Source organism: Pseudomonas sp. MF6767 (assembly GCF_016405475.1).
Lineage (GTDB): Bacteria > Pseudomonadota > Gammaproteobacteria > Pseudomonadales > Pseudomonadaceae > Aquipseudomonas > Aquipseudomonas paracarnis.
In genome coordinates, this window is sequence record NZ_JAEKCY010000008.1 from 124,482 (window position 1) to 148,423 (window position 23,942).

Below are 23,942 nucleotides of genomic sequence, written 5' to 3' on the forward strand. Positions count from 1 at the left end.
TTTAAAAGGCAAAGGCGCCATCAAACACCGGCTTGTCATCCAGCGCCAACACCCCACTGGCAAAGATCAGGTCCAGGTGATGGCTGCCCTTCTGCCCGCCACCCAAGCCCAGGTGCAGCCCGCAGTGACGCTCTTCAAACCCGGCATTGCGCGCATACAGGTCCTTGACCCCTTCATTGGTGCCAATCCCCAACTCCTCCACGCGACGGTTGGACGGGTTGGCATTCAGGTACTTGTTGAAGTCATCTGCCAGCCCCGGCACTTCGCTGGCCACGCTGCAAACGGTGGAGTTCTCGATCCATAACTCCAACGGGGATTGCAGCACGCCGTATTTGCGTGCAAAGGGGATGGTACTGAGGAAGGTGCCGACAAACCGCACCTGGCCGTTGATGGCTTCGCTGTGGGTGGCGATTTCGCCGGGCGCCAGGTCGTGGTTGCCGACGCCGTTGATATTGGTCCACTTCTTGATGCTGCTCATCGGCGCTTCCAGGCGCGAACCGTGTTTGTCGGTAAAGCTCAGCACGTTGGCCTGGGCCATGCGCCGGATCAGTGTGGCGTTGAGGTCGGCGATGCGTTGGGGCTCGACGCTGAAGGTGTCGTAAAAATAGTCGCCGTAATCCTTGAACAGCAGGGATTTCTTCCAGTGCTCGGCCATCACGCCTTGCAGGGCGCGGATAAAGTCAGGGCCTTCGGCGCGCGGGTTGGGCAGCGTGGAGGAATCGTAGAGAAACAGGTACAGATCACAGGTTTGAATGGCCTTTGCCAGGGTGTCGCTGGGCGCCAGGTCCAGGCGTTGCAGTTGGAAGTTGAAGCGGGCGGCGCTGCCGTGGGTGATCGCCTGGGCGATGGCGTCATAGCGCTCGGTATGGCCCAGCAACACGGTGGGGCGGTTCAGGCCGTTGAGGGCCGGGTGGTGAGCAAGGTAGTAGAGAAAGTGTTCGACGGCGCGGGCCTTGTCCATGACGGGTGTCCTTCGGTGCCTTGGGTAAGGGGGCAGGCGCCGTGCACAGCGCCTGCCGGATGCCTGCCGGTTATTAGAAAGGCCACATCGCGGTGCCAAAAGGCACAACGGCATCGGCTTGCATCATTTCAACGGCGGCCTCATGGGTCGGCGCTTCAAACCAATCGTCGAGTTGCAGTTCGGTTTCCAGGTCGTTTTCCAGTGCTTGCATGGTGTATCTCCTAGAGGACGTTGATTGAGAACGGCTCACCCACGGGCTTCGCGGGCAAGTGGAAAGAACCTAGAAGAGAGTGTTTCGAAATGCAAAAAATTTATTGACACGGTTTCATTTGGATTTTTTCTTCTGTTTTTTGGCGGATTTTTTTATTCAGGCAAAACAGTGAATTGGCTGAAGCGATTCTTCAGACGTGGCCTTCCGACAGAATTCCGTTGAGGGCTGCCAAAGTCTGGCTGTAACGCAGGATTTCCGCGGTGTAACGATAGATTTACGCAACTGCCCTGCCGTTGTTGGGGGGCGCGCCGATGTAAGCATTAGCTGACAGAATTGCCTGTGCACTTTCCCGGTGCGTGCCGAAGCTGTCGAGCGGTGTACAATGCGCCGCGTTTTACTGTGACCCCCCTTGCGTACCCACGCAAAAGGCCAAGACCTCAGGGTTTGATCCCCCTGATCACTCCGCCTGGCCACGAGCCGGACGGGTTCGATTTCGTCACAGATAAAAACAAACAGGTGACGCATGACCGTTAGAAAGAAGCTGTACTCCTGGTGCCTGCGCTGGGGTTTGAGCGGCGCTGCTTGAGTCGGTAATTCAAGGCAGCAACCTGCATTCAACTCTTCAAACCTTGCGTGAGACCCTTTTCATGAGTGGACCCCATTCCTCTTCAGGCGAGCTGAAACGCGGCCTGAAAAATCGGCATATCCAGTTGATCGCCCTCGGTGGCGCCATCGGCACCGGCCTGTTCCTGGGCTCGGCCGGGGTGCTCAAATCCGCCGGCCCGTCGATGATCCTGGGCTATGCCATTTGCGGCTTTATCGCCTTCATGATCATGCGCCAGCTTGGCGAAATGATCGTCGAGGAGCCCGTCGCCGGCTCCTTCAGCCATTTTGCCCACAAGTACTGGGGCGGTTTCGCCGGTTTTCTGTCGGGCTGGAACTGCTGGATTCTGTACATTCTGGTGGGTATGTCGGAGCTGACGGCCGTCGGCAAGTACGTGCATTACTGGTGGCCGGAGATTCCGACCTGGGTCTCTGCTGCGGCCTTCTTCGTGCTGATCAACGCGATCAACCTGGCCAACGTCAAAGTCTTCGGTGAAGCCGAGTTCTGGTTCGCCATCATCAAGGTGGTGGCGATCGTCGGCATGATTGCCTTGGGCAGCTACCTGCTGGTCAGCGGCAGCGGCGGCCCGCAGGCCTCGGTCAGCAACCTGTGGGAGCATGGTGGTTTCTTCCCCCATGGCGTCGGCGGCTTGGTGATGGCCATGGCGATCATCATGTTCTCCTTCGGCGGCCTGGAAATGCTCGGCTTTACCGCTGCCGAAGCCGACCAGCCACGTACCGTGATCCCCAAAGCGATCAATCAGGTGATCTACCGCATCCTGATTTTCTACATCGGTGCCCTGGTAGTACTGCTGTCGCTCACACCGTGGGACAGCCTGCTGGCGACCCTCAACGCCTCCGGCGATGCCTACAGCGGTAGCCCGTTCGTGCAGGTGTTCTCGATGCTGGGCAGTAACACCGCCGCGCATATCCTCAACTTCGTGGTGCTGACCGCCGCGCTGTCGGTGTACAACAGCGGTACCTACTGCAACAGCCGCATGCTCTTGGGCATGGCCGAGCAGGGCGACGCGCCCAGGGCCCTGGCGAAGATCGACAAGCGCGGCGTGCCGGTGCGTTCGATCCTGGCCTCGGCGGCGATCACCCTGGTGGCGGTGCTGATGAACTACCTGATGCCCCATGACGCGCTGGAACTGCTGATGTCGCTGGTGGTGGCCACGTTGGTGATCAACTGGGCGATGATCAGTTTCTCCCACGTCAAGTTCCGCCAGCACATGAACCGCACCGGCCAGGTGCCGCTGTTCAAGGCGTTGTGGTATCCGTATGGAAACTACATCTGCTTGGCGTTCGTGGTGTTTATCCTGGTGATCATGCTGATGATGCCGGGGATTCAGGTGTCGGTATATGCGATCCCGGTGTGGGTAGCGTTCATGGCAGTATGTTACTGGATCAAGAACAAGCGCACGGCGCGGTCAGCTATTGGCGCAACGGGTCCGGTTCTGGAGTAGGACTTTTCCCCTTGCAGAAAACCCGGCGCCCTGCCGGGTTTTTTGTGGGTATGGCACGTTAGAATCGCCCCCTCTTTTTTCCGCCTACCCGGAGGCCCCGATGCAATACACCGACGTCGCCGATAGCGCCTTGCAGCGCGATGAACTGCAAGACTTGATCGGCCGGCACAGCGGCCCTTTGCGCTTGATCGGAGTAGATTTAAGTGGTGTCGACCTGTCGCGCATGGCACTGGACAACTGGGTGTTCGAGCGCTGCACCCTGGTCCAGACCTCGTTTCTCGGTTCTCGACTGGAAGGGACTCAGTGGAAAAACTGCCGAGCCAGCCTCGCCATTTTCGAAGCGGCCAACCTGCTCGAGGCGCAATTCCACAGTTGCGATCTGAACAACACTCGTTGGCAGCGCAGCAAACTGTCCCAGGCGACTTTTACCCAGTGCAAGCTGACGGGCGCCAATTTCACCCATTGCGCGTCACTGGGGCTGAGCTTCAGCGAAACCCTGCTCAACAGTGCCTTTTTATCCGGGTTGTCGTTTGCTCGAAGTGTGCTCAATAATCTGGATTTTTCCGACAGCGACTTGTCGGATACGGACTTTCGCAAGGCTGAACTGGTCGACTGCAGCCTCGCACATGCCCGCATCAACGGCGCTAATTTTGCGGGTGCCGACTTGCGCGGTGCAGATTTGAGCGGTTTTCGCCTCAATGATGCCAAACTGTTCAAAGGCGCCGTGATTTCCAAAGCCCAGGCGTCGATATTGTTGTCCGAGTTGGGCTTGTCCGTTGCCTAAGGTTTTGATTGATGCTGGAAATTTCCAACAATGTGCACCTGCCCGACGCCGAGATCGAGCTGACCGCCATTCGTGCCCAGGGTGCCGGTGGGCAGAACGTCAATAAGGTGTCGAGTGCGGTGCACCTGCGGTTTGATATTCCGGCCTCGTCGTTGCCGGAGTTTTACAAGGAGCGCCTGCTGGCGCTGCGTGACAGCCGGATCACCAGCGAAGGCGTGCTGGTGCTCAAGGCCCAGCAATATCGCACCCAGGAGCAGAACCGCGCCGATGCGCTGGAGCGCCTGGTGGAGTTGATCCAGAGCGCCACCAAGGTCGAGAAAAAGCGTCGTCCGACCAAGCCCACCCTGGGTTCGAAGAAACGCCGCCTGGAGTCCAAGACCAAGCGCGGCAGCATCAAGGCCGGGCGCGGCAAGGTCGACTTCTAGGCGTCGCGTGTTTCGCGGGCCTTAGGCGCCTGGCGGTACAGGTAGAAGCTCAGCAGCAAACCGGCGAAAGCTGCGAGGGCCGCGAACAGGAAGATTGAGGCAAAGCCAAAACCTGCCGCCACGGCGCCCGCCAGCGGCCCGGTGATGCCCAGGGACAATTCGATAAACAGCGAATAGGCGCCCACCGCCGAACCTCGGCTGGAGGCCGGCACCAGGTTGACCGCCTCTACCCCCAGCGCCGGGAACACCAGGGAAAAGCCGAAACCGCTCAACGCCGCACCCGCCAACGCCAGTTGGGCATCCGGCGCCAGCCACAGCAACAGCAGGCCCAGTACTTCCACTGACAGGCAGGCGATTGCGACGCGAAAACCGCCAATGCGGTTGATCAAATTGCCAAACAGCAAGCGTGCGCCGATAAAACTGGCACCGAACAGGCTCAAGGCCCACACCGCGTTATCCCAGTGCTGGGTGCTGTAATACAACGTGATAAAGGTGGCGATGGTGCCAAAGCCGATGGAGCCCAGCGCTAGCGCGCAACCATGGGGCAGCACGCGGCCCAGCACGTTCATGAACGGCAAACGTACGCCGGGCACAATCGGCGCCGCTTGTTTTTTCCAGGCCAACAGCACACCCAGCACGGCCAACAGAATGATGCTGACGCCCATGCTCCACAGCCCAAAATGGCTGACCAGCAGCACCCCCAACGGCGCACCCACCGCCAGCGCGCCGTAGCTGGCAATGCCGTTCCAGGAAATAACCTTGGCCGTGTTCGCCGCGCCGACACGGCCAATGCCCCAGCCAATCGCGCCCGAACCCACCAGGCTTTCAGCGCTGCCCAGCACCAGCCGCCCGACCAGCAGGCAGCCGAGGCTCAGAGCCGGCAGGCTGGAAAACCACGCCGCAAACAACATGAACACGCCACTCAAACCGCAGCCCACCAAGCCGATCAGCACGGCGCGCTTGCTGCCCAGATTGTCGATGATCTTACCGGCATAGGGGCGGCTCAGCAGGGTTGCCAGGTATTGCACGCTGATCACCAGCCCGGCGATGACGGCGCCATAGCCCAACTGGCTATGGACATAGCCCGGTAGTACGGCCAGGGGGATGCCGATATTCAAGTAGCCGATGAAGGTAAACAGCACGATGGAAACGACTTGCAGCGTGACCGTCATGGGGCGCTGGGTATCTGGCATGGGAGAGATCCACTGTCGCAGCAGGTAAAGATAGGCTGCTAATGATACCGGTGCGCAAGCCGGGCAGGGCGGCAAAAATGTAAAACGTCAGATCTAAGGCAGATCAAGCTTGGGCGGGGGCCAGCAATTGGGTGGTCACCAGGGCCGCCAGGGCGTTTTCCTGGGTGCCGAAGCGCTTGAGCAGTGCTGCTTGCTTGTCGGCACTGAGGCGGTTCCAGACTTCGACCATCTGCAAGGCAGCGTCGAGTACAGCGGCGTCCGGCGTGTCGGAAGGGGAAGTGGTCATAGTGAAGGTCTCGGATAATTCAGGCAGTGTGGAAAGCGCTCAAAGGCGCGCTTTCCACACGGTCTGGTACGGCGTCAGTCTCGGCTTTCGCGCTCGACTGGTTTTGCTTCTTTGGCCTCAGGCTGCTTGTCGCTGGCCTGCTGCGGTGTTGGCTGCTCAGTTGGGTGCAGGCTTGGGAAGGGGAGATTAGGTATCTCGTGCATCGTGGTCGCTCCTCGCAAGGTCTGTTTTTTCAATCGCAGGTGATTCCGCGCTCTCAAAAAGCCTTGGCAGGATACAGCACCGTAAATGACAAAAAGACTTTTATCTCCACAGATGCACAATTTTTAATGGTTCAGGCGCAAGTGACATGAGGTCACACCCCTAGAACGGCACCTTGCCCAGGATCATGTCGCGGTACATCACAAAATCCCCCAGCAAGCTGTAGAACGGGTGCTGAAAGGTGGCGGGGCGGTTCTTTTCGAAGAAGAAGTGGCCAATCCAGGCAAAGCTGTAGCCTGCCAGGGGCAACGCCAGCAGCAGAACCAATGAGCCTCTGCCGATGGCGTACGCGAGAATGCCTATTACCAGGGTGGTGCCGATAAAGTGCAGGCGTCGGCAGGTGCTGTTGCCATGTTCGCTCAGGTAGTACGGGTAGAACTCGGCAAAACTGTTGAATTTCTTGATGTTTTCCACGGTCACCGGCCCTCTGGTTGCTGTGCCGCCAACGGGTGCGCGGCGGGGAGCTTATTTGAGTCTAGAGTGATCAGTGCTAACAGCCAGTGACAATAGATGCCACTTTAGTATCCTTGGCTTCCTGGCTGCCGTTTGAGCCTGCTTTCAACAAGAAGACGCCATGAGCGAACGAACAACTTCTGCAAGCTGGGCGATGGGCATCGTCAAGGCGCTGGAAATGGATGGCCTGGATTGCCGTGCCTTGTTCAAGCAACTGGGCCTGGACTACGCCGCCCTCAGTGACCCCGATGCGCGCTTCCCGCAAGACGCCATGACCCGCCTGTGGCAACGCGCGGTAGAGGTGTCGGGTAACCCGGCGATTGGCCTGAACATGGGCAAGGTGGTGCGCCCGGCCTCGTTTCACGTTGCCGGTTATGCGTTGATGTCCAGCAACACCCTGGCCGAAGGTTTTATGCGATTGGTGCGCTACCAGCGCATCATCGCCGAAAGCGCTGATTTGAGTTTTCGACTGTTACCCGAAGGCTATGCGTTGATTCTGACGGTGCATGGCGATCACCTGCCGCCGACCCGTCAAAGCGCCGAAGCCTCGCTGGCCAGCGCCCTGGCCCTGTGCGGCTGGCTCACCGGGCGCACCCTGCAGCCCCGCAAAGTGCTGCTGCAAGGCGAGCAGCCGGCGGACCTGGCGCCCTACCAACAGGCCTTTCATGCGCCTTTGCAATTCAATGCACCCTATGACGCGCTGATTTTCGAGCAGGCTGACATGGAGGCGCCGCTGCCCACGGCCAACGAAGCCATGGCGCTGTTGCATGATCGCTTTGCCGGTGAATACCTGGCGCGTTTTTCCGAAAGCCGCGTGACCCACAAGGCGCGTCAGGTGCTGTGCCGCCTGTTGCCTCAGGGCGAGCCCAAGCGCGAAGCCGTGGCCCAGACGTTGCACCTGTCCCAGCGCACCTTGCAGCGGCGGCTGCAGGAGGAGGGCACCAGCTTCCAGGCCTTGCTTGATGACACCCGGCGCGAACTGGCCGAGCAGTACCTGGCACAACCCAGCATGACCTTGCTGGAAATCGCTTACCTGCTGGGGTTTGCCGACCCGAGCAACTTTTTCCGCGCGTTTCGCCGCTGGTTCGATGCCACGCCCGGTGAATACCGGGCGCGCTTGCAGCAAACGTCGTCGGTCAGTGACGCCAGAACGCCGGAATGCACAACACAAACACGGTGATGATCTCCAGGCGCCCCAACAACATGCCCAGGGACAGGATCCACTTGGCGGCATCCGGCAGGGTGGCGAAGTTGCCGGCCGGGCCGATGGTTTCGCCCAGGCCGGGGCCCACGCCGGAAACGGTACTGGCGGCGCCGGTCAACGCGGTCATCCAGTCCACGCCTAGCAGCGACAGGGCCAGGGCGATCATGCAGATGGTGATGGCGAAGAAAAACGAAAAAGTCAGGATCGACCGCACAATCTCTTCATCGAGGCGATGGCCGTTGTACTTCTGCTTGATCACCGCGCGCGGATGGATCAACTGATTCAAGTTGGCCTTGAGCAGGATGTAGGCCACCTGGAAACGGAAGATTTTGATACCGCCCGCGGTGGAGCCCGAGCAGCCGCCGATAAAGCCCAGGTAGAAAAACAGCATCAGTGAGAAGTTGCCCCACAAGCTGTAGTCCCCCAGTGCAAAGCCGGTGGTGGTCACCACAGACGTCACGTTCAGCGCCACATGGCGCAAGGCATCGAGCCAATGCAGGTTGGTGGTCCACCAGTACCAGGTGCCGAGTACCAGCCAGGTCACCAGCAACAGGCCGAGCAAGCCTTGCACCTGCTGGTCCTTGATCAGCGCCCGACGGTTACCACGTAAAGTGGCAACGTACAGGGCGAACGGCAAGCTGCCCAGGATCATCACCACCACCGCGACCCAGTGCACCGCCGGTTGTTTCCAATGGGCCAGGGACTCGTCCGAGGTGGAAAACCCGCCCGTGGAAATCGCCGACATCGCATGGTTGATCGCATCGAACACGCCCATTCCGGCCCACCAGAAGGCCAGGCTGCCGAAGATAGTGATGCCCACATACGCCGCCACGATCAGGCGCGCCACCATGTGTGAACGAGGCATGACCTTTTCCGAGCGGTCCGAGGATTCGGTCTGGAACAGGCGCATGCCACCAATGCGCAGCAGCGGCAGGATCGCCACCGCCATGCCGATAAAGCCGATACCGCCGAGCCAGTGCAGCAGCGAACGCCACATCAAGATGCCCGGCGACATGCTGTCCAGCCCGCTCAACACGGTGGAGCCTGTGGCGGTGATGCCGGACATGCTTTCGAAGAACGAGTCGGTGTAGCTGATGTGCTGGGTCAGCAAAAAGGGCAGGGCGGCGAAGATGCACACCACCACCCAACTACTGACCGTCAGCAGGTACATGTCCCTGGGGCGCAGGTGCACGTGCTCTGGGCGACCAGGGATGACCAGCGCCAGGCCGGCGATAAAGGTGATCAGGCTGGCCCACAGGAACGAGGGCAGGTCGCTGGTGCGTTCGAAGATCACCAGGGTCGCCATCGGGATCACCATGGCGACCGCAAGGGTGATCAGGAAGATGCCGATGATGAAACCGATGATGCGCAGGGTCGGCAACGCCATGAAGTTCGCTCGGGTGATTGGACAGAGGCGCCATTCTACCTGCGGTGCAGGTCTTGTAAACCAAGGGCTGCCGGTTGATGGAGAACCCCTGTGGGAGCTGGCCTGCCAGCCGGCGGATATCCACCTGACGCCCCGCAATCCAATGTGGGAGCTGGCTTGCCTGCGATGGCGGTGTGTCAGTTACAGATCAGTCGACTGAACCACCGCCATCGCAGGCAAGCCAGCTCCCACAGGTATAACGGCGGCAGTTATTGCGCGCATGAAAAAGGCGACCCGCAGGTCGCCTCTTTCAACTGCGCTTGATCAGAACTCGTGATCAGCGCTGTCCGGGTTCAGGTCGCTGATGCCCAGCTTGCCGGCAGCAGCCTCGATCGAGCCGGTCTGCTTGACCAGGGCGGCAATCGAGTCACGCACGATCTGGTTGCCCTTTTCATTGTCGGCGGCGATCAACTGGTCGTAGTGCTCGCCGTTGTTGGCGTGGTCAACCATCACCTGGATCTTCGCTTCGGTGGCGGCCAGGTCAGCCTTGAGGGCTGCATCTGCTGCCGGGTCGGCCTTGGCCACCAGGGACGACAGGCTGGCGCCGGTCAGCTTGGTACCGTCAACACGGGTGTATTCGCCCAAGTAAACGTTACGGATGCCCTTGGCGTCGTAGAAGTGCGAGTAATGGGTGTTGTCGCTGAAGCAGTCTTGCTCGTCTTCCGGCGAGTTGGCTTCCAGGGATACTTTCATGCGCTCCCCGGCGAGTTCGCCCAGAGACAGGCTGCCCATGCCGAACAGCATTTTACGCAGGCCATCGGTCGCAGGTTCCGACTCCAGGGTGGCGCGGTAGTTGTCTTCGACGTTGGGCTTCCAGTTGCCGACCATTTCCTGCAGGTCGCTGACCAGCAGTTGGGTGACGGCGCGCAGGTAAGTGCGGCGACGCTCGTTGTGGCCGCCGGTTGCACCGTCACCGGTCATGTAGTCCGATGCCGGGCGGTTGCCCGCGCCTGGGCCGGTGCCGTTGAGGTCCTGGCCCCACAGCAGGAATTCGATGGCGTGGTAGCCGGTGGCGACGTTCGCTTCGGAACCGCCCAGTTCATTGAGGCTGGCGAGTTTTTCCGGAGTGATCTCCTTGACGTCGACCTTGTCTTCGCCGACCTGGATCTCGTTATTGGCGATGATATTGGCGTTCGCACCTGGGTTGCCCAGCGCGTGCTCGTAGGACTTGTCGACGTAGTCGATCAGGCCTTCGTCCAGGGGCCAGGCGTTCACCTGGCCTTCCCAGTCGTCGATGATGGTGTTGCCGAAGCGGAATACTTCGCTCTGCAGGTAGGGTACGCGTGCGGCGATCCAGGCGGTACGGGCCGCTTTCAGGGTTTCGTCGTTCGGGTTGGCGAGGAAGGTATCGATTGCGGTCTGCAGGGTTTTTGCGGTGGATTCGGCATCGCTGTACACCGCAAACACCATGTCTGCGTAGTGCGCGACCACGGCCTTGGCGGCCGCTTCGTCGACCTGGCCAGCCGGGGCAGCCGCCGGTGCGGTAGTGCTGGCGGCAGCGGGTGCCTGGGGCGCGGCGGCCTTGTCTTTACCTTCGCCGCAACCGGCGAGAGAAATGGCAATGGCCAGCAGACTGGCGGTGGCCAGGGGCATACGAATCATGGCGAACATCCTGCTTCGGTTGTTGAAAGGGCGCGCGGGGAGCGCAAACGCTGCGACATAATGCGAAAGATTTGCATTTTGTGTAAAGGCTTATACGCGGGAAATATTGAGTATCGAAGTGTAAATTCAAAGACTCACGGCGTTATTGCGCTCGGACTGCTTCAGATAAGCCGTCAACTCCCGGGCCTGCAGCGGTTTGCTGTAGTGATAACCCTGCCCCTCATGGCACCCCTCGGAGATGATGTAGGCCTCCTGTTCGGCAGTCTCCACGCCTTCGGCAATCACCTGCATGCCCAGGCTTTTGCCCAATTGGATAATGGCGCGCACGATGGTGGCGTCATCGTCGTCGTCCTGCAGGTCCTGGACGAAGCTCTTGTCGATCTTGATCTTGTCCAGGGGCAGGCTCTTGAGGTAACTCAAGGATGAGTAGCCGGTGCCGAAGTCATCAATGGCGATCAGCGCGCCGGAGCGACGCAGGCTCAGCAGGTGCTGGGCTGCGGTGCTGATGTCTTCCATCAGGCCGGTCTCGGTCACTTCCAGCTCCAGGCTGCGGGGCGGCAGGCGATAGATCTGCATCAGGTTGTTGACCACCCGCGGCAACTCGGTGTGGTGCAGTTGCACGGTGGACAGGTTGACGGCCATGCGCAGCGCGGTGAAACCCTGGTCATGCCATTCGCGCAGTTGCCGACACGCCTGGTCCAGCACCCATTCGCCGATGGGAATGATGGTGCCGTTCTGTTCCGCCAGCGGAATGAACAAGTCCGGCGGTACCAGCCCATGTTCCGGGTGTTGCCAACGCAGCAGCGCTTCCACACCGACCACGTGATGGTCGAGATAGCTGATTTGTGGTTGGTACACCAAGTGAAACTGCTCGCGGCCCAAGGCGTCTCGCAAGTCTTTCTCCAGTTCACGACGCCGGCGCATTTCGCTGTCGACGCTGGCGATATAAAACTGATAGCGGTTGCGCGAGCGGCTCTTGGCCAGGGTCATGGTCTGCTCGGCTTTCTGGAGCAACTTCTCGGTGCTGTCGCCATCTTCCGGGAACAGCGTGATGCCGATGGTGGCGCGCAGGCGGATCAGGTCATGCTCAAGGGCGAACTCTGCTTCCAGGTCATCAAGGATGCTTTGCGCCAGTTCGGCGGCTTCGTAGGGCTGGTCGATATCGGCTTGAACCAGGGCGAACTGGTCGCCGCCCAGGCGGGCGAGCGTGCCCAGGTGGCCACTATGGGCGCGCAAGCGATCAGCCAGCGCCAACAAGAGTTTGTCGCCGGCCTGGTAGGTGAATTGCTCGTTGACGCTCTTGAAATCATCCAGCCCCACGCACAACACCGCGACACGGCGTTGCCGGCGGCCGGCGTCCGTGAGGATTTTGTCCAGTTGCGCCTGCAACTTCTGGCGGTTCGGCAGGCCGGTCAGGAAGTCGTATTGGGCCATGCGCAACAGGCTCGATTCGGCCTCGTGGCGCAGGTGGGTATTGCGCTCGATGGATTCGAGCAATTGGTTGGCGGTGTTTATCCACTGCCCCAGTTCGTTGCGTTCGTGGCCCTTGAGCTGAGGGATCTTGTGCTCGCTGGGGCGGTCCGGGTTGATCGAGGTCAGGTGCTCGATCATCCGCGACAGCGGTTTGGTGAGCATCCAGTGATACACCAGGTACAGCACCAGCCCCATGACCAGGGCGCGCAATACGCCCGAGATAAAAATGATGACCGAGCTGACCAGAAAACTTCGACCATAGGTGGCGGTGTCGAGGGTGATGCTCAGGTCGCCGTAATATTCGCTGTAGGGGCCCTTGCCCACCAACGCAGTAGTAAAGGAGCGTTCCTGGCCAAGAATCAGGTCGGTCAACCAGCGGCTGGGCGACTGCTGTAAAGGACGGCTTTTTTCCGCCAGCATGGTCTCGTTGGGGTGCCCGATGGAAGCCATGCGCACAGCGTCGTCCTGGAACAGACCTTCGATCACCTGCATGCCCATCTCGCGATCCAGGCTGTACACGGCCTGGGTCGAGGGGTCGCGAAACATGTCGAGGATGCGCTGGGCATCGCCCGCCACGGCCTGGCGCGTTTTGTAGGCATCAAAAACGATCTGCGCCACGCTCAGCGCCACACCCACGATCAATGCCGACAGCAGCACAACCCGTAGCAACTTCACCGACAAGCTGTTCTTGAGTTCCAGCTTCAAAGGGGCATTCCTTGTCTCATGCGGGTGGCCGTCAATATGCCATGAGTATTGGCAATCTGGTGATGGCAGTCAAAGGGACATTCGGGCTTGAGATTAATTGAAGGGGCTGGATAAACGTGGAGGGATACCCGCTTATGTCAGGACGTTTGAGGCGTGGACTGGACGTCGGGCAGAGAAGAAGAAGGCGGAACAGATCCGCCCTCTGTTTGGCGACGCTCTCAAAAATTGATCTTACCCTCTGGCTGTTGCTCTTCCCCTCCGACCTTTGACTGTTCACCCGCTATGTCTACGAGTTTGTTCGTCAAGTCCAGTGCGCTTTTTGCCAGGTCCATTCCCTTCTCAAGAAGACCGGATAACATTGGCACTGCACCTGCGGCCGTTGAAATAGGATCCATTGTCATTCTCCACATTGATTCAGGAGGTTTATTCCTCCTGGCGTTTGTGTGGTGAATAGTTACCGTTGGGTTCCGGGATTTCTGGCATGGCAATCAGGGCGCCCATGAAAAAGCCCGGCAATCGCCGGGCTCTTTTTACTGCAAGCGTCGCTTAGGCAGTGAAGGTCTTGCCTTCGAACTGCTCAGCCACGAACTTCCAGTTGACCAGGTTCCAGAACGCTTCTACATACTTTGGACGCACGTTGCGGTAGTCGATGTAGTAGGCGTGTTCCCAGACGTCGCAGGTCAGCAGCGGGGTGTCGCCGTTGGTCAGCGGGTTGCCGGCGCCGATGGTGCTGGCCAGGGCCAGGGAACCGTCAGCCTTTTTCACCAGCCAGCCCCAACCGGAACCGAAGGTGCCGACCGAAGTCTTGGTGAACTCTTCCTTGAACTTGTCGAACGAACCGAACGCAGCGTTGATGGCTTCAGCCAGTGCGCCGGTTGGTTGGCCGCCGGCGTTCGGCGCCAGGCAGTTCCAGTAGAAAGTGTGGTTCCAGACCTGAGCGGCGTTGTTGAAGATGCCACCCGAGGAAGACTTGACGATCTCTTCCAGGGTCTTGCCTTCGAACTCGGTGCCAGGCACCAGGTTGTTCAGGTTCACGACATAGGTGTTGTGGTGCTTGTCGTGGTGGTATTCCAAGGTTTCCTTGGAGATGTGCGGCTGCAGGGCATCGTGTGCGTAGGGCAGCGGCGGCAATTCGAAAGCCATGATGATTCTCCTAATCAGGTCAGTTGCGGTGAGCGCAAGGCCGATCACGGGCGGCCAAACATGCGCCGGGGAGTTTGTACTCTTTGCGGCGCAGGGGGCCGATCATAGCACCGGGGGTGCGGCATAACCACGCAACAACTGTGTGGGATAGAGGTTCCAGAGCGTTTTGGAATATTGCTCAGGCGCTGATCAGTTGATAGGCCACCGAGAACATCATCGCGGCCACCAGCAGGTCCAGCAGGCGCCAGGTGGCCGGGCGTGCCAGCCAGGGTGCCAACCATGCCGCACCCAGCGCCAGGGTGGCGAACCACAGGAACGATGCACTGGCTGCACCGGCTACGTAGGCACCGGGTTCGGTTTGTTGCGCGCCCAGGGAGCCGATCAGCAGGACGGTATCCAGGTAGACATGGGGGTTGAGCAAGGTGACCGCCAAAGCGCTCAGCAGCACAGCGCGCAATGAGCGCGTCTTGAGGGTGTCGCTTTGGTCCAGGCTCTGCTTGGAGCACGCCCTGCGCAGCGCGCATGCGCCATACCAGAGCAAGAACGCTGCGCCGCCCCAGCGTGCCACCGCCAGCAGTATCGGGCTCTGCGCCAGCACGGTGGCCAGCCCGAATACCCCAGCGGCCACTAGCAGTGCGTCGCAGATCACACACAACGCCGCCACGGGTAAGTGGTGTTCGCGGCGCAGGCTCTGCGCGAGTACGAATGCATTTTGGCTGCCGATTGCCATGATCAACCCGAGGGCCACCAGCAAACCGTTCATATAGCTTTGCCACATAGAAGGAGATCCTTGTTGATGCTCAAACGATGCTGGCTATGGTGCGGGTCGGGGCTGTATAAGAAAAACCAATATTGCTGATCGCTCATTAGAGAAACTGATGTTCGACTATAAATTGCTTTCCGCCCTGGCGGCGGTGGTGGAACAAGCCGGCTTTGAGCGCGGTGCCCAGGTGTTGGGGCTGTCGCAATCAGCCATCTCCCAACGCATCAAGCTATTGGAGGCGCGCGTCGGCCAGCCGGTGTTGATACGGGCCTCGCCGCCAACGCCCACCGATATCGGTCGGCGCCTGCTCAACCATGTGCAGCAGGTGCGTTTGCTGGAGCGTGACCTGCAAAGCCAGGTGCCGGCCCTGGACGAGGAGGGCATGCCTGAGCGCCTGCGCATTGCCCTGAATGCCGACAGCCTCGCCACTTGGTGGGCCGAAGCAGTCAGCGACTTCTGCGCCGAACAGCATGTGTTGCTGGACCTGGTGGTCGAAGACCAGACCGTGGGCCTCAAGCGCATGCGCGCCGGTGAAGTGGCGGCCTGCATTTGTGCCAGCGAGCGTCCTGTGGCCGGTGCTCGCAGCCTGTTGCTGGGCGCCATGCGTTATCGGGCGCTGGCCAGCCCGGCCTTTCTGGCGCGGCATTTTCCTGGAGGCGTGCGGGCCGACCAATTGGCGCGCACGCCTGCGCTGGTGTTCGGCCCGGATGATTTCCTGCAGCACCGCTACCTGGCGTCCCTTGGCGTGGACGGTGGTTTCGAACACCATCTATGCCCGTCATCCGAAGGTTTTATCCGCCTGACGGAAGCCGGCTTGGGGTGGGGCCTGGTGCCTGAATTGCAGGTGCGCGACCAGTTGGAAACCGGTGTATTGGTCGAGTTATTGCCAGATAAGCCCATCGATGTGCCGCTGTACTGGCATCATTGGCGCAGTGGCGGGCAACTGTTGGGCTTGTTGACCGACCATCTGGCCGATGTGTGTGGTCATTGGTTGGTGCCGTTGGAGTGATGGCGCGCGTCAAGGCAAGAGCGATGAAAAATGAAAGAACACGGAGTACGACATGAAAATTCTGGTCACCGGCGCAAGCGGCTTCATTGGCGGGCGCTTTGCGCGCTTCGCCCTTGAGCAGGGCCTGGACGTGCGGGTCAACGGGCGGCGCGCCGAGGGTGTGGAACACCTGGTGCGGCGCGGTGCCGAGTTCATCCAGGGTGATTTGAATGATGCCGACCTTGTGCGCGACCTGTGCCGCGATGTCGAAGCCGTGGTGCATTGCGCCGGCGCCGTCGGGCTGTGGGGCAAGTACCAGGACTTCCACCAGAACAACGTATTGGTCACCGAAAACGTCGTCGAAGCCTGCCTGAAACAGCGCGTGGGGCGCCTGGTGCACCTGTCGTCGCCGTCGATCTATTTTGACGGTCGCGATCACCTTGGGCTCACCGAAGAGCAAGTGCCCAAGCGTTTCAAGCATCCCTATGCCGCTACCAAGTACCTGGCCGAGCAGAAGGTGTTCGGCGCCCAGGAGTTCGGCCTGCAAGTGATAGCCCTGCGCCCACGCTTTGTCACCGGGGCCGGCGATATGAGTATCTTCCCGCGCTTGCTGAAAATGCAGCGCAAGAACCGTCTGGCGATCGTCGGCGACGGTTTGAACAAAGTCGACTTCACCAGCGTGCACAACCTCAACGAGGCGCTGCTCAGCAGTTTGCTCGCCACCGGCTCGGCCCTGGGCAAAGCCTACAACATCAGCAATGGCGCACCGGTGCCGATCTGGGATGTGGTGAACTACGTGATGCGGCAGATGGAGCTGCCCCAAGTGACCCGCTATCGATCCTACGGTTTGTCCTACAGCGTGGCGGCGTTGAACGAGGCATTCTGCGCGATGTGGCCGGGGCGGCCGGAACCGGCGTTATCGCGTCTGGGCATGCAAGTGATGAATAAAAACTTCACCCTCGACATCAGTCGCGCCAGGCATTATCTCGACTACGAGCCCAAGGTCAGCCTGTGGGCCGCGCTCGACGAGTTCTGCAGTTGGTGGAAAGCCCAGGACCCGGGCCGCCAATAACCTCATAAGCAGCAACACTTCGGGAACCCCATTCCAGGTTCCGAGTCGATCCATGCGCCGGGAGTGCGGTTTATACTCCTGCCGCTCGGCTTTACAGCCAGCCATCTCATTGATTCAGGGTAGATTCATGCGTAACGATGCTAAAGACGACTTCGACAACGTTCCCAGCCTGCGGGCCGACCTTGGGGATGACGATGATTTCGTGCCGACCCCCGCGACGTCGGTGCGTTCGCGAACGACGCCCGTGGTCAAGGTCAAGAGCGCCAGCACTGGCCCGTTGTGGGCACTGGTCGGTGCGCTGTTGATCGCCTTTGCGGGCCTGGCCTGGTGGAGCTTCCAGCAGATTTCCCTGATGGGCCAGCAGTTGGTTGCCACCCAGGAAAGCTTTGCCCGCATCAGCGAGGAAGCGGCAGGACGGCTACAGGCGATTTCCGGCAAGGTCGTGGCCAGCGAAGCGAATGTGAACAACGGCAGCGAAGCCTTGAAGCTGCAGATCAAGCAACTGGAAGCCCAGTTGCAGGAGCAGGGCAAGCAACAGTTGGGCGTCGCCGGTCAAACCACCGAACTTGACAGCCGCCTGGCCCAGATGAGCGCCAGCAACACCGAGCTGACAGCGGCCAATACCAAGCTGCAAGGCCAGGTGCAGGCCCTCACTGACGCGGTCACCAGCCTCACGGCAGCACAGGCCGAGAGCAAGGGCCTGGCCACCGATGTGGCGGCCTTGAAGAAACAAGGCAACCCAAGCGCGGCCATCGCCCGCCTCGAGCAGGACGTGCTGGTGCTCAAGAGCGCCCAGGAAAACCAGCCGGCCAATATCGACGCGCCGACCAACAAGGAATTTGACGTGTTCCGCATCCAGACCACGCGCAATATCACCACCTTGCAGAGCCAGGTGCAGAACTTGAATCAGCGTCTCAATGCGCCTGCTGCGGTCACCCCACTGGGTCAATGAACTCAAAATCATCCTCTGTAGGAGCGAGCTTGCTCGCGAAAAACGTTAACGATCACGCAGGTTCCCTGGAATAAACGCGGCGCTTGTGAGCTTTTCGCGAGCAAGCTCGCTTCTACATTCGGGTGTTGATTGTCACCACTCGGTGACATTTCTTTTCCCCTTCGTTACTTGCCCCTGCCGCGCCCTTGTTTAGACTCCGGTCATCCCAAAAAAACAATAAGGGCCACCCATGACCACCCACCCACTGCCTGCCAGCAGTTGGCTGAATGCACCTGCCCATCACGCTTGGCTCGCCGCGGAAGGCCAGCGCCTGTTGGCGTTCGCCAAGGCATCGCGCCTGCCGGACGGGTTCGGCAACCTCGACGATAAAGGCCAGTTACCGGCCAATGCCCGCGCCGAAACCATGAACACCGCGCGCATGACCCACAGCTTTGCCATGGCCCACGCCATGGGGTTGCCGGGTTATGCCGAACTGGTGGCGCACGGTGTGGCAGCGCTCAGCGGCCCGCTGCGTGACAGTGAGCACGGTGGCTGGTTCGCCGCGCCCCAGGCGGCTGATGGCAACACCGGCAAGGCCGCCTACCTGCACGCCTTCGTGGCCCTCGCCGCCAGCTCTGCCGTGGTGGCCGGCGCGCCGGGTGCGCGCACATTAATGAACGACGCCGTCCATATCATCGACCAGTTCTTCTGGAGCGAAGAGGAGGGCGTCATGCTTGAATCCTTTGCCCGGGACTGGAGCGGCGTCGAAGCCTATCGTGGCGCCAACAGCAACATGCACGCCACCGAAGCTTTCCTGGCATTGGCCGATGTCAGTGGTGATACACGTTGGCTGGACCGTGCGCTGCGCATCGTCGAACGGGTGATCCACACCCATGCCGCTGGCAACCAATTCATGGTCATCGAACATTTCGATGCGCACTGGAAGCCGTTGCTCGGATACAACCAAGACAACCCCGCCGATGGCTTTCGCCCCTACGGCATCACCCCCGGCCATGGTTTCGAATGGGCGCGGTTGCTGCTGCACCTTGAAGCTGCGCGCCTCAAGGCCAAGCTGGCCACGCCGGACTGGCTGGTGAGCGACGCCAAAGGCCTGTTCGCCAGTGCCTGCGAGTACGCCTGGGCGGTGGATGGTGCGCCGGGCCTTGTCTACACTCTGGATTGGAACCAGCGCCCGGTGGTACGCGAGCGCCTGCACTGGACCCATGCTGAAGCCAGCGCCGCTGCTCAGGCGCTGCTCAAACGTACCGGCGAGCTGCATTACGAAACCTGGTACCGACGCTTCTGGGAGTTTTGCGAAACCCACTTCATCGACCGGCTCCAGGGCAGTTGGCACCACGAACTCAGCCCGCACAACCAACCCAGCAGTAAAATCTGGGGCGGCAAACCTGACCTGTACCATGCCTGGCAAGCGGTCGTGCTGCCTGCACTGCCCTTGGCACCCAGCCTGGCCAGTGCATTGGGCAGCGGATGCTATGTCACCAGGTGGTGACATTTGTACGTCCCTTTGTTACCTGCGCCCCGAAAATCCATGTTTAAACTCCGTGCAGCGCAAGCTCTAGACTTGCATGCATAACAACAAGAAAAGGTACTCAGATGAACGCGATTAATCGCCTCGCCGTCGCTATTTCCATTGCCTCGTTGTTCCCCCTCAGTGCATTTGCCGCCGACTCCAAAGGTACGGTGGAAGTGGTGCATTGGTGGACCTCCGGCGGTGAAAAAGCGGCTGTGGATGTCCTGAAGGCCCAAGTTGAGAAAGACGGCTTCACCTGGAAAGACGGTGCAGTGGCAGGCGGCGGTGGCGCCACCGCCATGACCGTGCTGAAAAGCCGTGCGGTCGCTGGCAACCCGCCAGGCGTTGCCCAGATCAAAGGCCCCGATATCCAGGAATGGGCCTCTACTGGCCTGCTCGACACCGACGTGCTCAAAGACGTCGCCAAAGAAGAAAAATGGGATTCGCTGCTCGACAAGAAAGTCTCCGACACCGTGAAATACGACGGTGACTACGTGGCCGTGCCGGTGAATATCCACCGCGTGAACTGGCTGTGGATCAACCCGGAAGTCTTCAAGAAAGCCGGCATCACCAAGAACCCTACCACCCTCGAAGAATTCTACGCAGCGGGCGACAAGCTCAAGGCTGCAGGCTTCATTGCGCTCGCCCACGGCGGCCAGCCTTGGCAGGACAGCACCGTGTTCGAAGCGGTGGTGCTTTCGGTAATGGGCGCTGATGGCTACAAGAAAGCGCTGGTCGACCTGGATAACGGCGCACTGACCGGCCCGGAAATGGTCAAGGCCCTCACCGAGCTGAAGAAAGTCGCGACCTACATGGACGTCGACGGCAAGGGCCAGGACTGGAACCTGGAAGCTGGCAAGGTCATCAACGGCAAGGCCGGCATGCAGATCATGGGTGACTGGGCCAAGTCCGAGTGGACCGCCGCCAAGAAAGTCGCTGGCAAGGATTATGAGTGCGTAGCGTTCCCGGGCACTGATAAAGCCTTCACCTACAACATCGACTCCCTGGCGGTGTTCAAGCAGAAAGACAAAGGCACTGCTGCGGGTCAGCAGGACATCGCCAAAGTAGTGTTGGGTGAAAACTTCCAGAAGGTGTTCAGCATCAACAAGGGCTCGATCCCTGTGCGTAACGACATGCTGACCAAGATGGAATCCTACGGCTTTGATTCCTGCGCCCAGACCGCCGCCAAGGACTTCCTGGCCGACGCCAAGACTGGCGGCCTGCAGCCAAGCATGGCGCACAACATGGCCACCACCCTGGCGGTGCAAGGTGCGTTCTTTGATGTCGTGACCAACTTCATCAACGACCCGAAAGCCGACCCGGCCGACACGGCCAAGAAGCTTGGCGCGGCGATCAAGTCGGCCAAGTAACACCCTATGTAGGAACCCGGCTTGCTGTGGCGAGGGAGCTTGCTCCCGCTGGGGTGCGAAGCGCCCCCAAAGACAGCGTCTGCTTCGCAGCCGAGCGGGAGCAAGCTCCCTCGCCACAAAGGCGGGTTCCTGCAGGTTGTAGTCCTTTTTCCCTGTACTGGATTTTCCCATGAGTTCTGTTGCTGTGTTCAGCAAGGCCTCGCCATTCGATGTACTGCAGCGCTGGCTCCCTAAACTGGTGCTGGCGCCGAGCATGTTCATCGTGCTGGTGGGCTTTTATGGCTACATCCTGTGGACGTTCGTGCTGTCGTTCACCACCTCGACCTTCCTCCCCAGCTACAAATGGGCGGGCCTGGCGCAGTATCAGCGGCTGTTCGATAACGACCGCTGGTGGGTGGCGAGCAAGAACCTGGCCGTGTTCGGCGGCATGTTCATCGGCATCACCCTGGTGATCGGTGTGCTGCTGGCGATTTTCCTCGACCAGAAAATCCGCCGCGAAGGCTTTATCCGCACCATTTACCTGTACCCGATGGCGCTCTCCATGATCGTCACCGGTACCGCCTGGAAATGGCTGCTCAACCCGGGCATGGGCCTGGACAAACTCCTGCGGGACTGGGGCTGGGAAGGCTTCCGTCTCGACTGGCTGATCGACCCGGACCGCGTGGTCTACTGCCTGGTGATCGCCGCTGTGTGGCAAGCCTCGGGCTTTATCATGGCGATGTTCCTCGCCGGCCTGCGCGGTGTTGATCAGTCGATCATCCGCGCTGCGCAGATCGATGGCGCAAGCCTGCCGCGTATCTACTGGAGCGTGGTGCTGCCGAGCCTGCGCCCGGTGTTCTTCAGTGCGGTGATGATCCTGGCGCACATTGCGATCAAGAGCTTCGACCTGGTGGCGGCAATGACCGCAGGCGGCCCGGGCTACTCGTCCGACCTGCCGGCTATGTTCATGTACTCGTTCACCTTCAGTCGCGGCCAGATGGGCATGGGTTCGGCCAGTGCGATCCTGATGCTCGGTGCGATCCTCGCGATCATTGTGCCGTACCTGTATTCCGAGCTGAGGACCAAGCGCAATGACTAGTCTCGCCGCCAAACCTGCCATCAGCCTGAGCCGCATCGCGATCTACGCGGTGCTGATCCTGGCGGTTCTGCTGTACCTGGTGCCGTTGGTGGTGATGCTGCTCACCAGCTTCAAGACCCCGGAAGACATCAGCACCGGTAACCTGCTGAGCTGGCCCACCGTGGTCAGCGGTATCGGCTGGGTCAAGGCCTGGGCCACCGTGGATGGCTACTTCTGGAACTCGATCAAGATCACCGTTCCTGCTGTGCTCATCTCTACCGCCATTGGCGCCTTGAACGGCTACGTGCTGTCGTTCTGGCGCTTCCGGGGTTCGCAGCTGTTCTTCGGCCTGCTGCTGTTCGGCTGCTTCCTGCCGTTCCAGACTGTGCTGCTGCCCGCGTCGTTCACCCTCGGCAAGATGGGCCTGGCCAGCACCACCACCGGCCTGGTGTTTATCCACGTGGTCTACGGCCTGGCGTTCACCACGCTATTCTTCCGTAACTACTACGTGAGCATCCCGGATGCGCTGATCAAGGCAGCACGCCTGGACGGAGCGGGTTTTTTCACCATCTTCCGCCGGATCATCCTGCCGATGTCGACGCCGATCATCATGGTCTGCCTGATCTGGCAGTTCACCCAGATCTGGAACGACTTCCTGTTCGGTGTGGTGTTCTCCAGTGGCGACTCCCAGCCCATCACGGTGGCGCTGAACAACCTGGTCAACACCAGTACCGGGGCCAAGGAATATAACGTGGATATGGCGGCGGCGATGATCGCCGGGCTGCCGACCCTGCTGGTCTATGTGATCGCAGGCAAGTATTTCGTGCGCGGCCTCACGGCCGGCGCGGTCAAGGGGTAATCATGGCTACGCTTGAACTTCGCAATGTAAACAAGACCTATGGCGCCGGCCTGCCCGACACCTTGAAGAACATTGAACTGTCGATCAAGGAAGGCGAGTTCCTCATCCTGGTCGGCCCGTCGGGCTGTGGTAAATCCACGCTGATGAACTGCATCGCCGGCCTTGAGACCATCACCGGCGGCGCGATCATGATCGGTGATCAAGACGTGAGCGGCATGAGCCCCAAGGACCGTGACATCGCCATGGTGTTCCAGTCCTACGCGCTGTACCCGACCATGAGCGTGCGCGAGAACATCGAGTTCGGCCTCAAGATCCGCAAGATGCCGCAAGCCGACATCGACGCCGAAGTGGCGCGCGTGGCCAAGTTGCTGCAGATCGAACACCTGCTCAACCGCAAGCCGGGCCAGTTGTCCGGTGGCCAGCAACAGCGCGTGGCCATGGGCCGTGCCCTGGCGCGTCGGCCGAAGATCTACCTGTTCGACGAACCGCTGTCCAACCTCGACGCCAAGCTACGGGTCGAGATGCGTACCGAAATGAAGCTGATGCACCAGCGTCTGAAAACCACCACCGTCTACGTGACCCACGACCAGATCGAAGCGATGACCCTGGGCGACAAAGTGGCGGTGATGAAGGACGGCATCATTCAGCAATTCGGCACCCCGAAGGAAATTTACAACGACCCTGCCAACCTGTTTGTGGCAAGCTTTATCGGTTCACCACCGATGAACTTCGTTCCCATGCGTCTAAAACGACAGAACGGTGGTCTGGTCGCGCTGCTCGACAGCGGCCAGGCCCGTTGCGAGTTGCCGCTGGGCGTGAATGACGCCGGGTTGGAAGACCGCGATGTGATCCTAGGCCTGCGCCCGGAGCAGATCGTGCTGGCAGCGGGCGAGGGCAACGGCTCGTCGAGCATTCGCGCCGAAGTGCAGGTGACCGAGCCTACCGGCCCGGACACCCTGGTGTTTGTGCAGCTCAATGACACCAAGGTCTGCTGCCGTTTGGCGCCGGACGTGGCACCGCAAGTGGGCGAGACACTGACCTTGCAGTTCGACCCGGCCAAGGTATTGCTGTTTGACGCCAAGACCGGTGAGCGGTTGGGCGCAGTGGCTTCATTGCCGGCACAGGGGCATGCCGACAATGTGACCAAGTTCAAGGGCCGTTGAGCAAGATAAGTG

Annotated in this window: 22 protein-coding genes; 12 read left to right on the plus strand and 10 right to left on the minus strand. The window is 60.3% G+C overall.

Annotated elements, in window-relative coordinates:
* Position 1 precedes the first annotated feature (1 nt).
* Together JFT58_RS15030 and JFT58_RS15035 are read right to left on the minus strand one after the other, a co-directional pair.
* Positions 2-961: a hypothetical protein gene (locus JFT58_RS15030; RefSeq protein ID WP_054896691.1), complete on the minus strand. Its 960-nt coding sequence runs from the start codon at positions 959-961 to the stop codon at positions 2-4.
* Between the two features lie 73 nt (positions 962-1,034).
* A complete protein-coding gene (locus JFT58_RS15035) occupies positions 1,035-1,172 on the minus strand; it encodes a hypothetical protein (RefSeq protein ID WP_003175756.1) in 138 nt (45 codons plus the stop codon).
* A gap of 647 nt (positions 1,173-1,819) precedes the next feature.
* Between JFT58_RS15035 and JFT58_RS15040 the strand changes: the two genes are divergently transcribed.
* The 3 genes from JFT58_RS15040 to arfB all read left to right on the plus strand — a co-directional run bounded on the left by JFT58_RS15040 (position 1,820) and on the right by arfB (position 4,450).
* Positions 1,820-3,241, plus strand: a complete 1,422-nt coding sequence (locus tag JFT58_RS15040; protein WP_054896692.1) for an amino acid permease — start codon at positions 1,820-1,822, stop codon at positions 3,239-3,241.
* A 100-nt stretch (positions 3,242-3,341) separates the two neighbouring features.
* Positions 3,342-4,025, plus strand: coding sequence for a pentapeptide repeat-containing protein (locus JFT58_RS15045; RefSeq protein WP_054896693.1), 684 nt, complete (start codon positions 3,342-3,344; stop codon positions 4,023-4,025).
* A gap of 11 nt (positions 4,026-4,036) precedes the next feature.
* Entirely contained in the window at positions 4,037-4,450 is a 414-nt protein-coding gene (gene arfB, locus JFT58_RS15050) for an alternative ribosome rescue aminoacyl-tRNA hydrolase ArfB (RefSeq protein WP_034128536.1), read from the plus strand.
* Here the strand turns inward: arfB and JFT58_RS15055 are convergent.
* The 3 genes from JFT58_RS15055 to JFT58_RS15065 all read right to left on the minus strand — a co-directional run bounded on the left by JFT58_RS15055 (position 4,447) and on the right by JFT58_RS15065 (position 6,604).
* On the minus strand, positions 4,447-5,643 hold the full coding sequence (locus JFT58_RS15055) for an MFS transporter (protein ID WP_198834402.1): 1,197 nt from the start codon (positions 5,641-5,643) through the stop codon (positions 4,447-4,449). The genes arfB and JFT58_RS15055 overlap by 4 nt on opposite strands.
* 103 nt (positions 5,644-5,746) lie before the next feature.
* Positions 5,747-5,929 (minus strand): hypothetical protein, encoded by a 183-nt coding sequence (locus JFT58_RS15060; protein ID WP_054918213.1) that lies wholly within the window; start codon positions 5,927-5,929, stop codon positions 5,747-5,749.
* A gap of 363 nt (positions 5,930-6,292) precedes the next feature.
* Positions 6,293-6,604, minus strand: coding sequence for a DUF962 domain-containing protein (locus JFT58_RS15065; RefSeq protein WP_034128574.1), 312 nt, complete (start codon positions 6,602-6,604; stop codon positions 6,293-6,295).
* A gap of 160 nt (positions 6,605-6,764) precedes the next feature.
* On the opposite strand from JFT58_RS15065, the gene JFT58_RS15070 reads away from it, so the two are divergent.
* Entirely contained in the window at positions 6,765-7,823 is a 1,059-nt protein-coding gene (locus tag JFT58_RS15070) for an AraC family transcriptional regulator (RefSeq protein ID WP_054896696.1), read from the plus strand.
* Here JFT58_RS15070 and JFT58_RS15075 read toward each other — a convergent pair.
* The 5 genes from JFT58_RS15075 to JFT58_RS15095 all read right to left on the minus strand — a co-directional run bounded on the left by JFT58_RS15075 (position 7,780) and on the right by JFT58_RS15095 (position 14,974).
* Positions 7,780-9,234: a TrkH family potassium uptake protein gene (locus JFT58_RS15075; protein WP_003193780.1), complete on the minus strand. Its 1,455-nt coding sequence runs from the start codon at positions 9,232-9,234 to the stop codon at positions 7,780-7,782. The genes JFT58_RS15070 and JFT58_RS15075 overlap by 44 nt on opposite strands.
* A gap of 303 nt (positions 9,235-9,537) precedes the next feature.
* Positions 9,538-10,875, minus strand: coding sequence for an imelysin family protein (locus JFT58_RS15080; protein WP_034128533.1), 1,338 nt, complete (start codon positions 10,873-10,875; stop codon positions 9,538-9,540).
* A gap of 126 nt (positions 10,876-11,001) precedes the next feature.
* A complete protein-coding gene (locus JFT58_RS15085; RefSeq protein WP_054896697.1) occupies positions 11,002-13,053 on the minus strand; it encodes a putative bifunctional diguanylate cyclase/phosphodiesterase in 2,052 nt (683 codons plus the stop codon).
* 546 nt (positions 13,054-13,599) lie between these two features.
* Positions 13,600-14,196 carry a superoxide dismutase gene (locus JFT58_RS15090; RefSeq protein WP_003175739.1) on the minus strand — a complete coding sequence of 199 codons (597 nt, stop codon included), beginning with the start codon at positions 14,194-14,196 and terminating at the stop codon, positions 13,600-13,602.
* Between the two features lie 178 nt (positions 14,197-14,374).
* Entirely contained in the window at positions 14,375-14,974 is a 600-nt protein-coding gene (locus JFT58_RS15095) for a LysE/ArgO family amino acid transporter (protein ID WP_034128530.1), read from the minus strand.
* Positions 14,975-15,074: 100 nt separating this feature from the next.
* Between JFT58_RS15095 and JFT58_RS15100 the strand changes: the two genes are divergently transcribed.
* The 8 genes from JFT58_RS15100 to JFT58_RS15135 all read left to right on the plus strand — a co-directional run bounded on the left by JFT58_RS15100 (position 15,075) and on the right by JFT58_RS15135 (position 23,930).
* Positions 15,075-15,968, plus strand: coding sequence for a LysR family transcriptional regulator ArgP (locus JFT58_RS15100; RefSeq protein WP_054896698.1), 894 nt, complete (start codon positions 15,075-15,077; stop codon positions 15,966-15,968).
* Positions 15,969-16,020: 52 nt separating this feature from the next.
* Complete coding sequence (locus tag JFT58_RS15105) at positions 16,021-17,019, plus strand: NAD-dependent epimerase/dehydratase family protein (RefSeq protein WP_034128528.1); 999 nt, start codon at positions 16,021-16,023, stop codon at positions 17,017-17,019.
* Between the two features lie 127 nt (positions 17,020-17,146).
* On the plus strand, positions 17,147-17,971 hold the full coding sequence (locus tag JFT58_RS15110) for a hypothetical protein (RefSeq protein WP_054896699.1): 825 nt from the start codon (positions 17,147-17,149) through the stop codon (positions 17,969-17,971).
* Between the two features lie 229 nt (positions 17,972-18,200).
* On the plus strand, positions 18,201-19,460 hold the full coding sequence (locus JFT58_RS15115) for a D-mannose isomerase (protein WP_054896700.1): 1,260 nt from the start codon (positions 18,201-18,203) through the stop codon (positions 19,458-19,460).
* A gap of 104 nt (positions 19,461-19,564) precedes the next feature.
* Positions 19,565-20,851, plus strand: coding sequence for an ABC transporter substrate-binding protein (locus tag JFT58_RS15120; protein WP_003193767.1), 1,287 nt, complete (start codon positions 19,565-19,567; stop codon positions 20,849-20,851).
* 169 nt (positions 20,852-21,020) lie between these two features.
* A complete protein-coding gene (locus JFT58_RS15125; RefSeq protein ID WP_003193765.1) occupies positions 21,021-21,929 on the plus strand; it encodes a carbohydrate ABC transporter permease in 909 nt (302 codons plus the stop codon).
* Positions 21,922-22,767: a carbohydrate ABC transporter permease gene (locus JFT58_RS15130; RefSeq protein ID WP_003193763.1), complete on the plus strand. Its 846-nt coding sequence runs from the start codon at positions 21,922-21,924 to the stop codon at positions 22,765-22,767. The genes JFT58_RS15125 and JFT58_RS15130 overlap by 8 nt, the downstream gene beginning before the upstream one ends.
* Before the next feature lie 2 nt (positions 22,768-22,769).
* On the plus strand, positions 22,770-23,930 hold the full coding sequence (locus JFT58_RS15135) for an ABC transporter ATP-binding protein (RefSeq protein WP_054896701.1): 1,161 nt from the start codon (positions 22,770-22,772) through the stop codon (positions 23,928-23,930).
* The last annotated feature ends 12 nt before the right edge of the window (positions 23,931-23,942 follow it).

Coding starts and splice junctions, on each gene's coding strand:
- JFT58_RS15075 (WP_003193780.1), bottom strand. CDS start 9,234: ATGGCGTTGCCGACCCTGCGCATCATCGGTTTCATCATCGGCATCTTC.
- JFT58_RS15055 (WP_198834402.1), bottom strand. CDS start 5,643: ATGCCAGATACCCAGCGCCCCATGACGGTCACGCTGCAAGTCGTTTCC.
- JFT58_RS15030 (WP_054896691.1), bottom strand. CDS start 961: ATGGACAAGGCCCGCGCCGTCGAACACTTTCTCTACTACCTTGCTCAC.
- JFT58_RS15095 (WP_034128530.1), bottom strand. CDS start 14,974: ATGTGGCAAAGCTATATGAACGGTTTGCTGGTGGCCCTCGGGTTGATC.
- JFT58_RS15125 (WP_003193765.1), top strand. CDS start 21,021: ATGAGTTCTGTTGCTGTGTTCAGCAAGGCCTCGCCATTCGATGTACTG.
- JFT58_RS15110 (WP_054896699.1), top strand. CDS start 17,147: ATGCGTAACGATGCTAAAGACGACTTCGACAACGTTCCCAGCCTGCGG.
- JFT58_RS15060 (WP_054918213.1), bottom strand. CDS start 5,929: ATGACCACTTCCCCTTCCGACACGCCGGACGCCGCTGTACTCGACGCT.
- JFT58_RS15090 (WP_003175739.1), bottom strand. CDS start 14,196: ATGGCTTTCGAATTGCCGCCGCTGCCCTACGCACACGATGCCCTGCAG.
- JFT58_RS15035 (WP_003175756.1), bottom strand. CDS start 1,172: ATGCAAGCACTGGAAAACGACCTGGAAACCGAACTGCAACTCGACGAT.
- JFT58_RS15100 (WP_054896698.1), top strand. CDS start 15,075: ATGTTCGACTATAAATTGCTTTCCGCCCTGGCGGCGGTGGTGGAACAA.
- JFT58_RS15120 (WP_003193767.1), top strand. CDS start 19,565: ATGAACGCGATTAATCGCCTCGCCGTCGCTATTTCCATTGCCTCGTTG.
- JFT58_RS15135 (WP_054896701.1), top strand. CDS start 22,770: ATGGCTACGCTTGAACTTCGCAATGTAAACAAGACCTATGGCGCCGGC.
- JFT58_RS15070 (WP_054896696.1), top strand. CDS start 6,765: ATGAGCGAACGAACAACTTCTGCAAGCTGGGCGATGGGCATCGTCAAG.
- JFT58_RS15040 (WP_054896692.1), top strand. CDS start 1,820: ATGAGTGGACCCCATTCCTCTTCAGGCGAGCTGAAACGCGGCCTGAAA.
- JFT58_RS15080 (WP_034128533.1), bottom strand. CDS start 10,875: ATGATTCGTATGCCCCTGGCCACCGCCAGTCTGCTGGCCATTGCCATT.
- JFT58_RS15130 (WP_003193763.1), top strand. CDS start 21,922: ATGACTAGTCTCGCCGCCAAACCTGCCATCAGCCTGAGCCGCATCGCG.
- JFT58_RS15105 (WP_034128528.1), top strand. CDS start 16,021: ATGAAAATTCTGGTCACCGGCGCAAGCGGCTTCATTGGCGGGCGCTTT.
- JFT58_RS15115 (WP_054896700.1), top strand. CDS start 18,201: ATGACCACCCACCCACTGCCTGCCAGCAGTTGGCTGAATGCACCTGCC.
- arfB (WP_034128536.1), top strand. CDS start 4,037: ATGCTGGAAATTTCCAACAATGTGCACCTGCCCGACGCCGAGATCGAG.
- JFT58_RS15045 (WP_054896693.1), top strand. CDS start 3,342: ATGCAATACACCGACGTCGCCGATAGCGCCTTGCAGCGCGATGAACTG.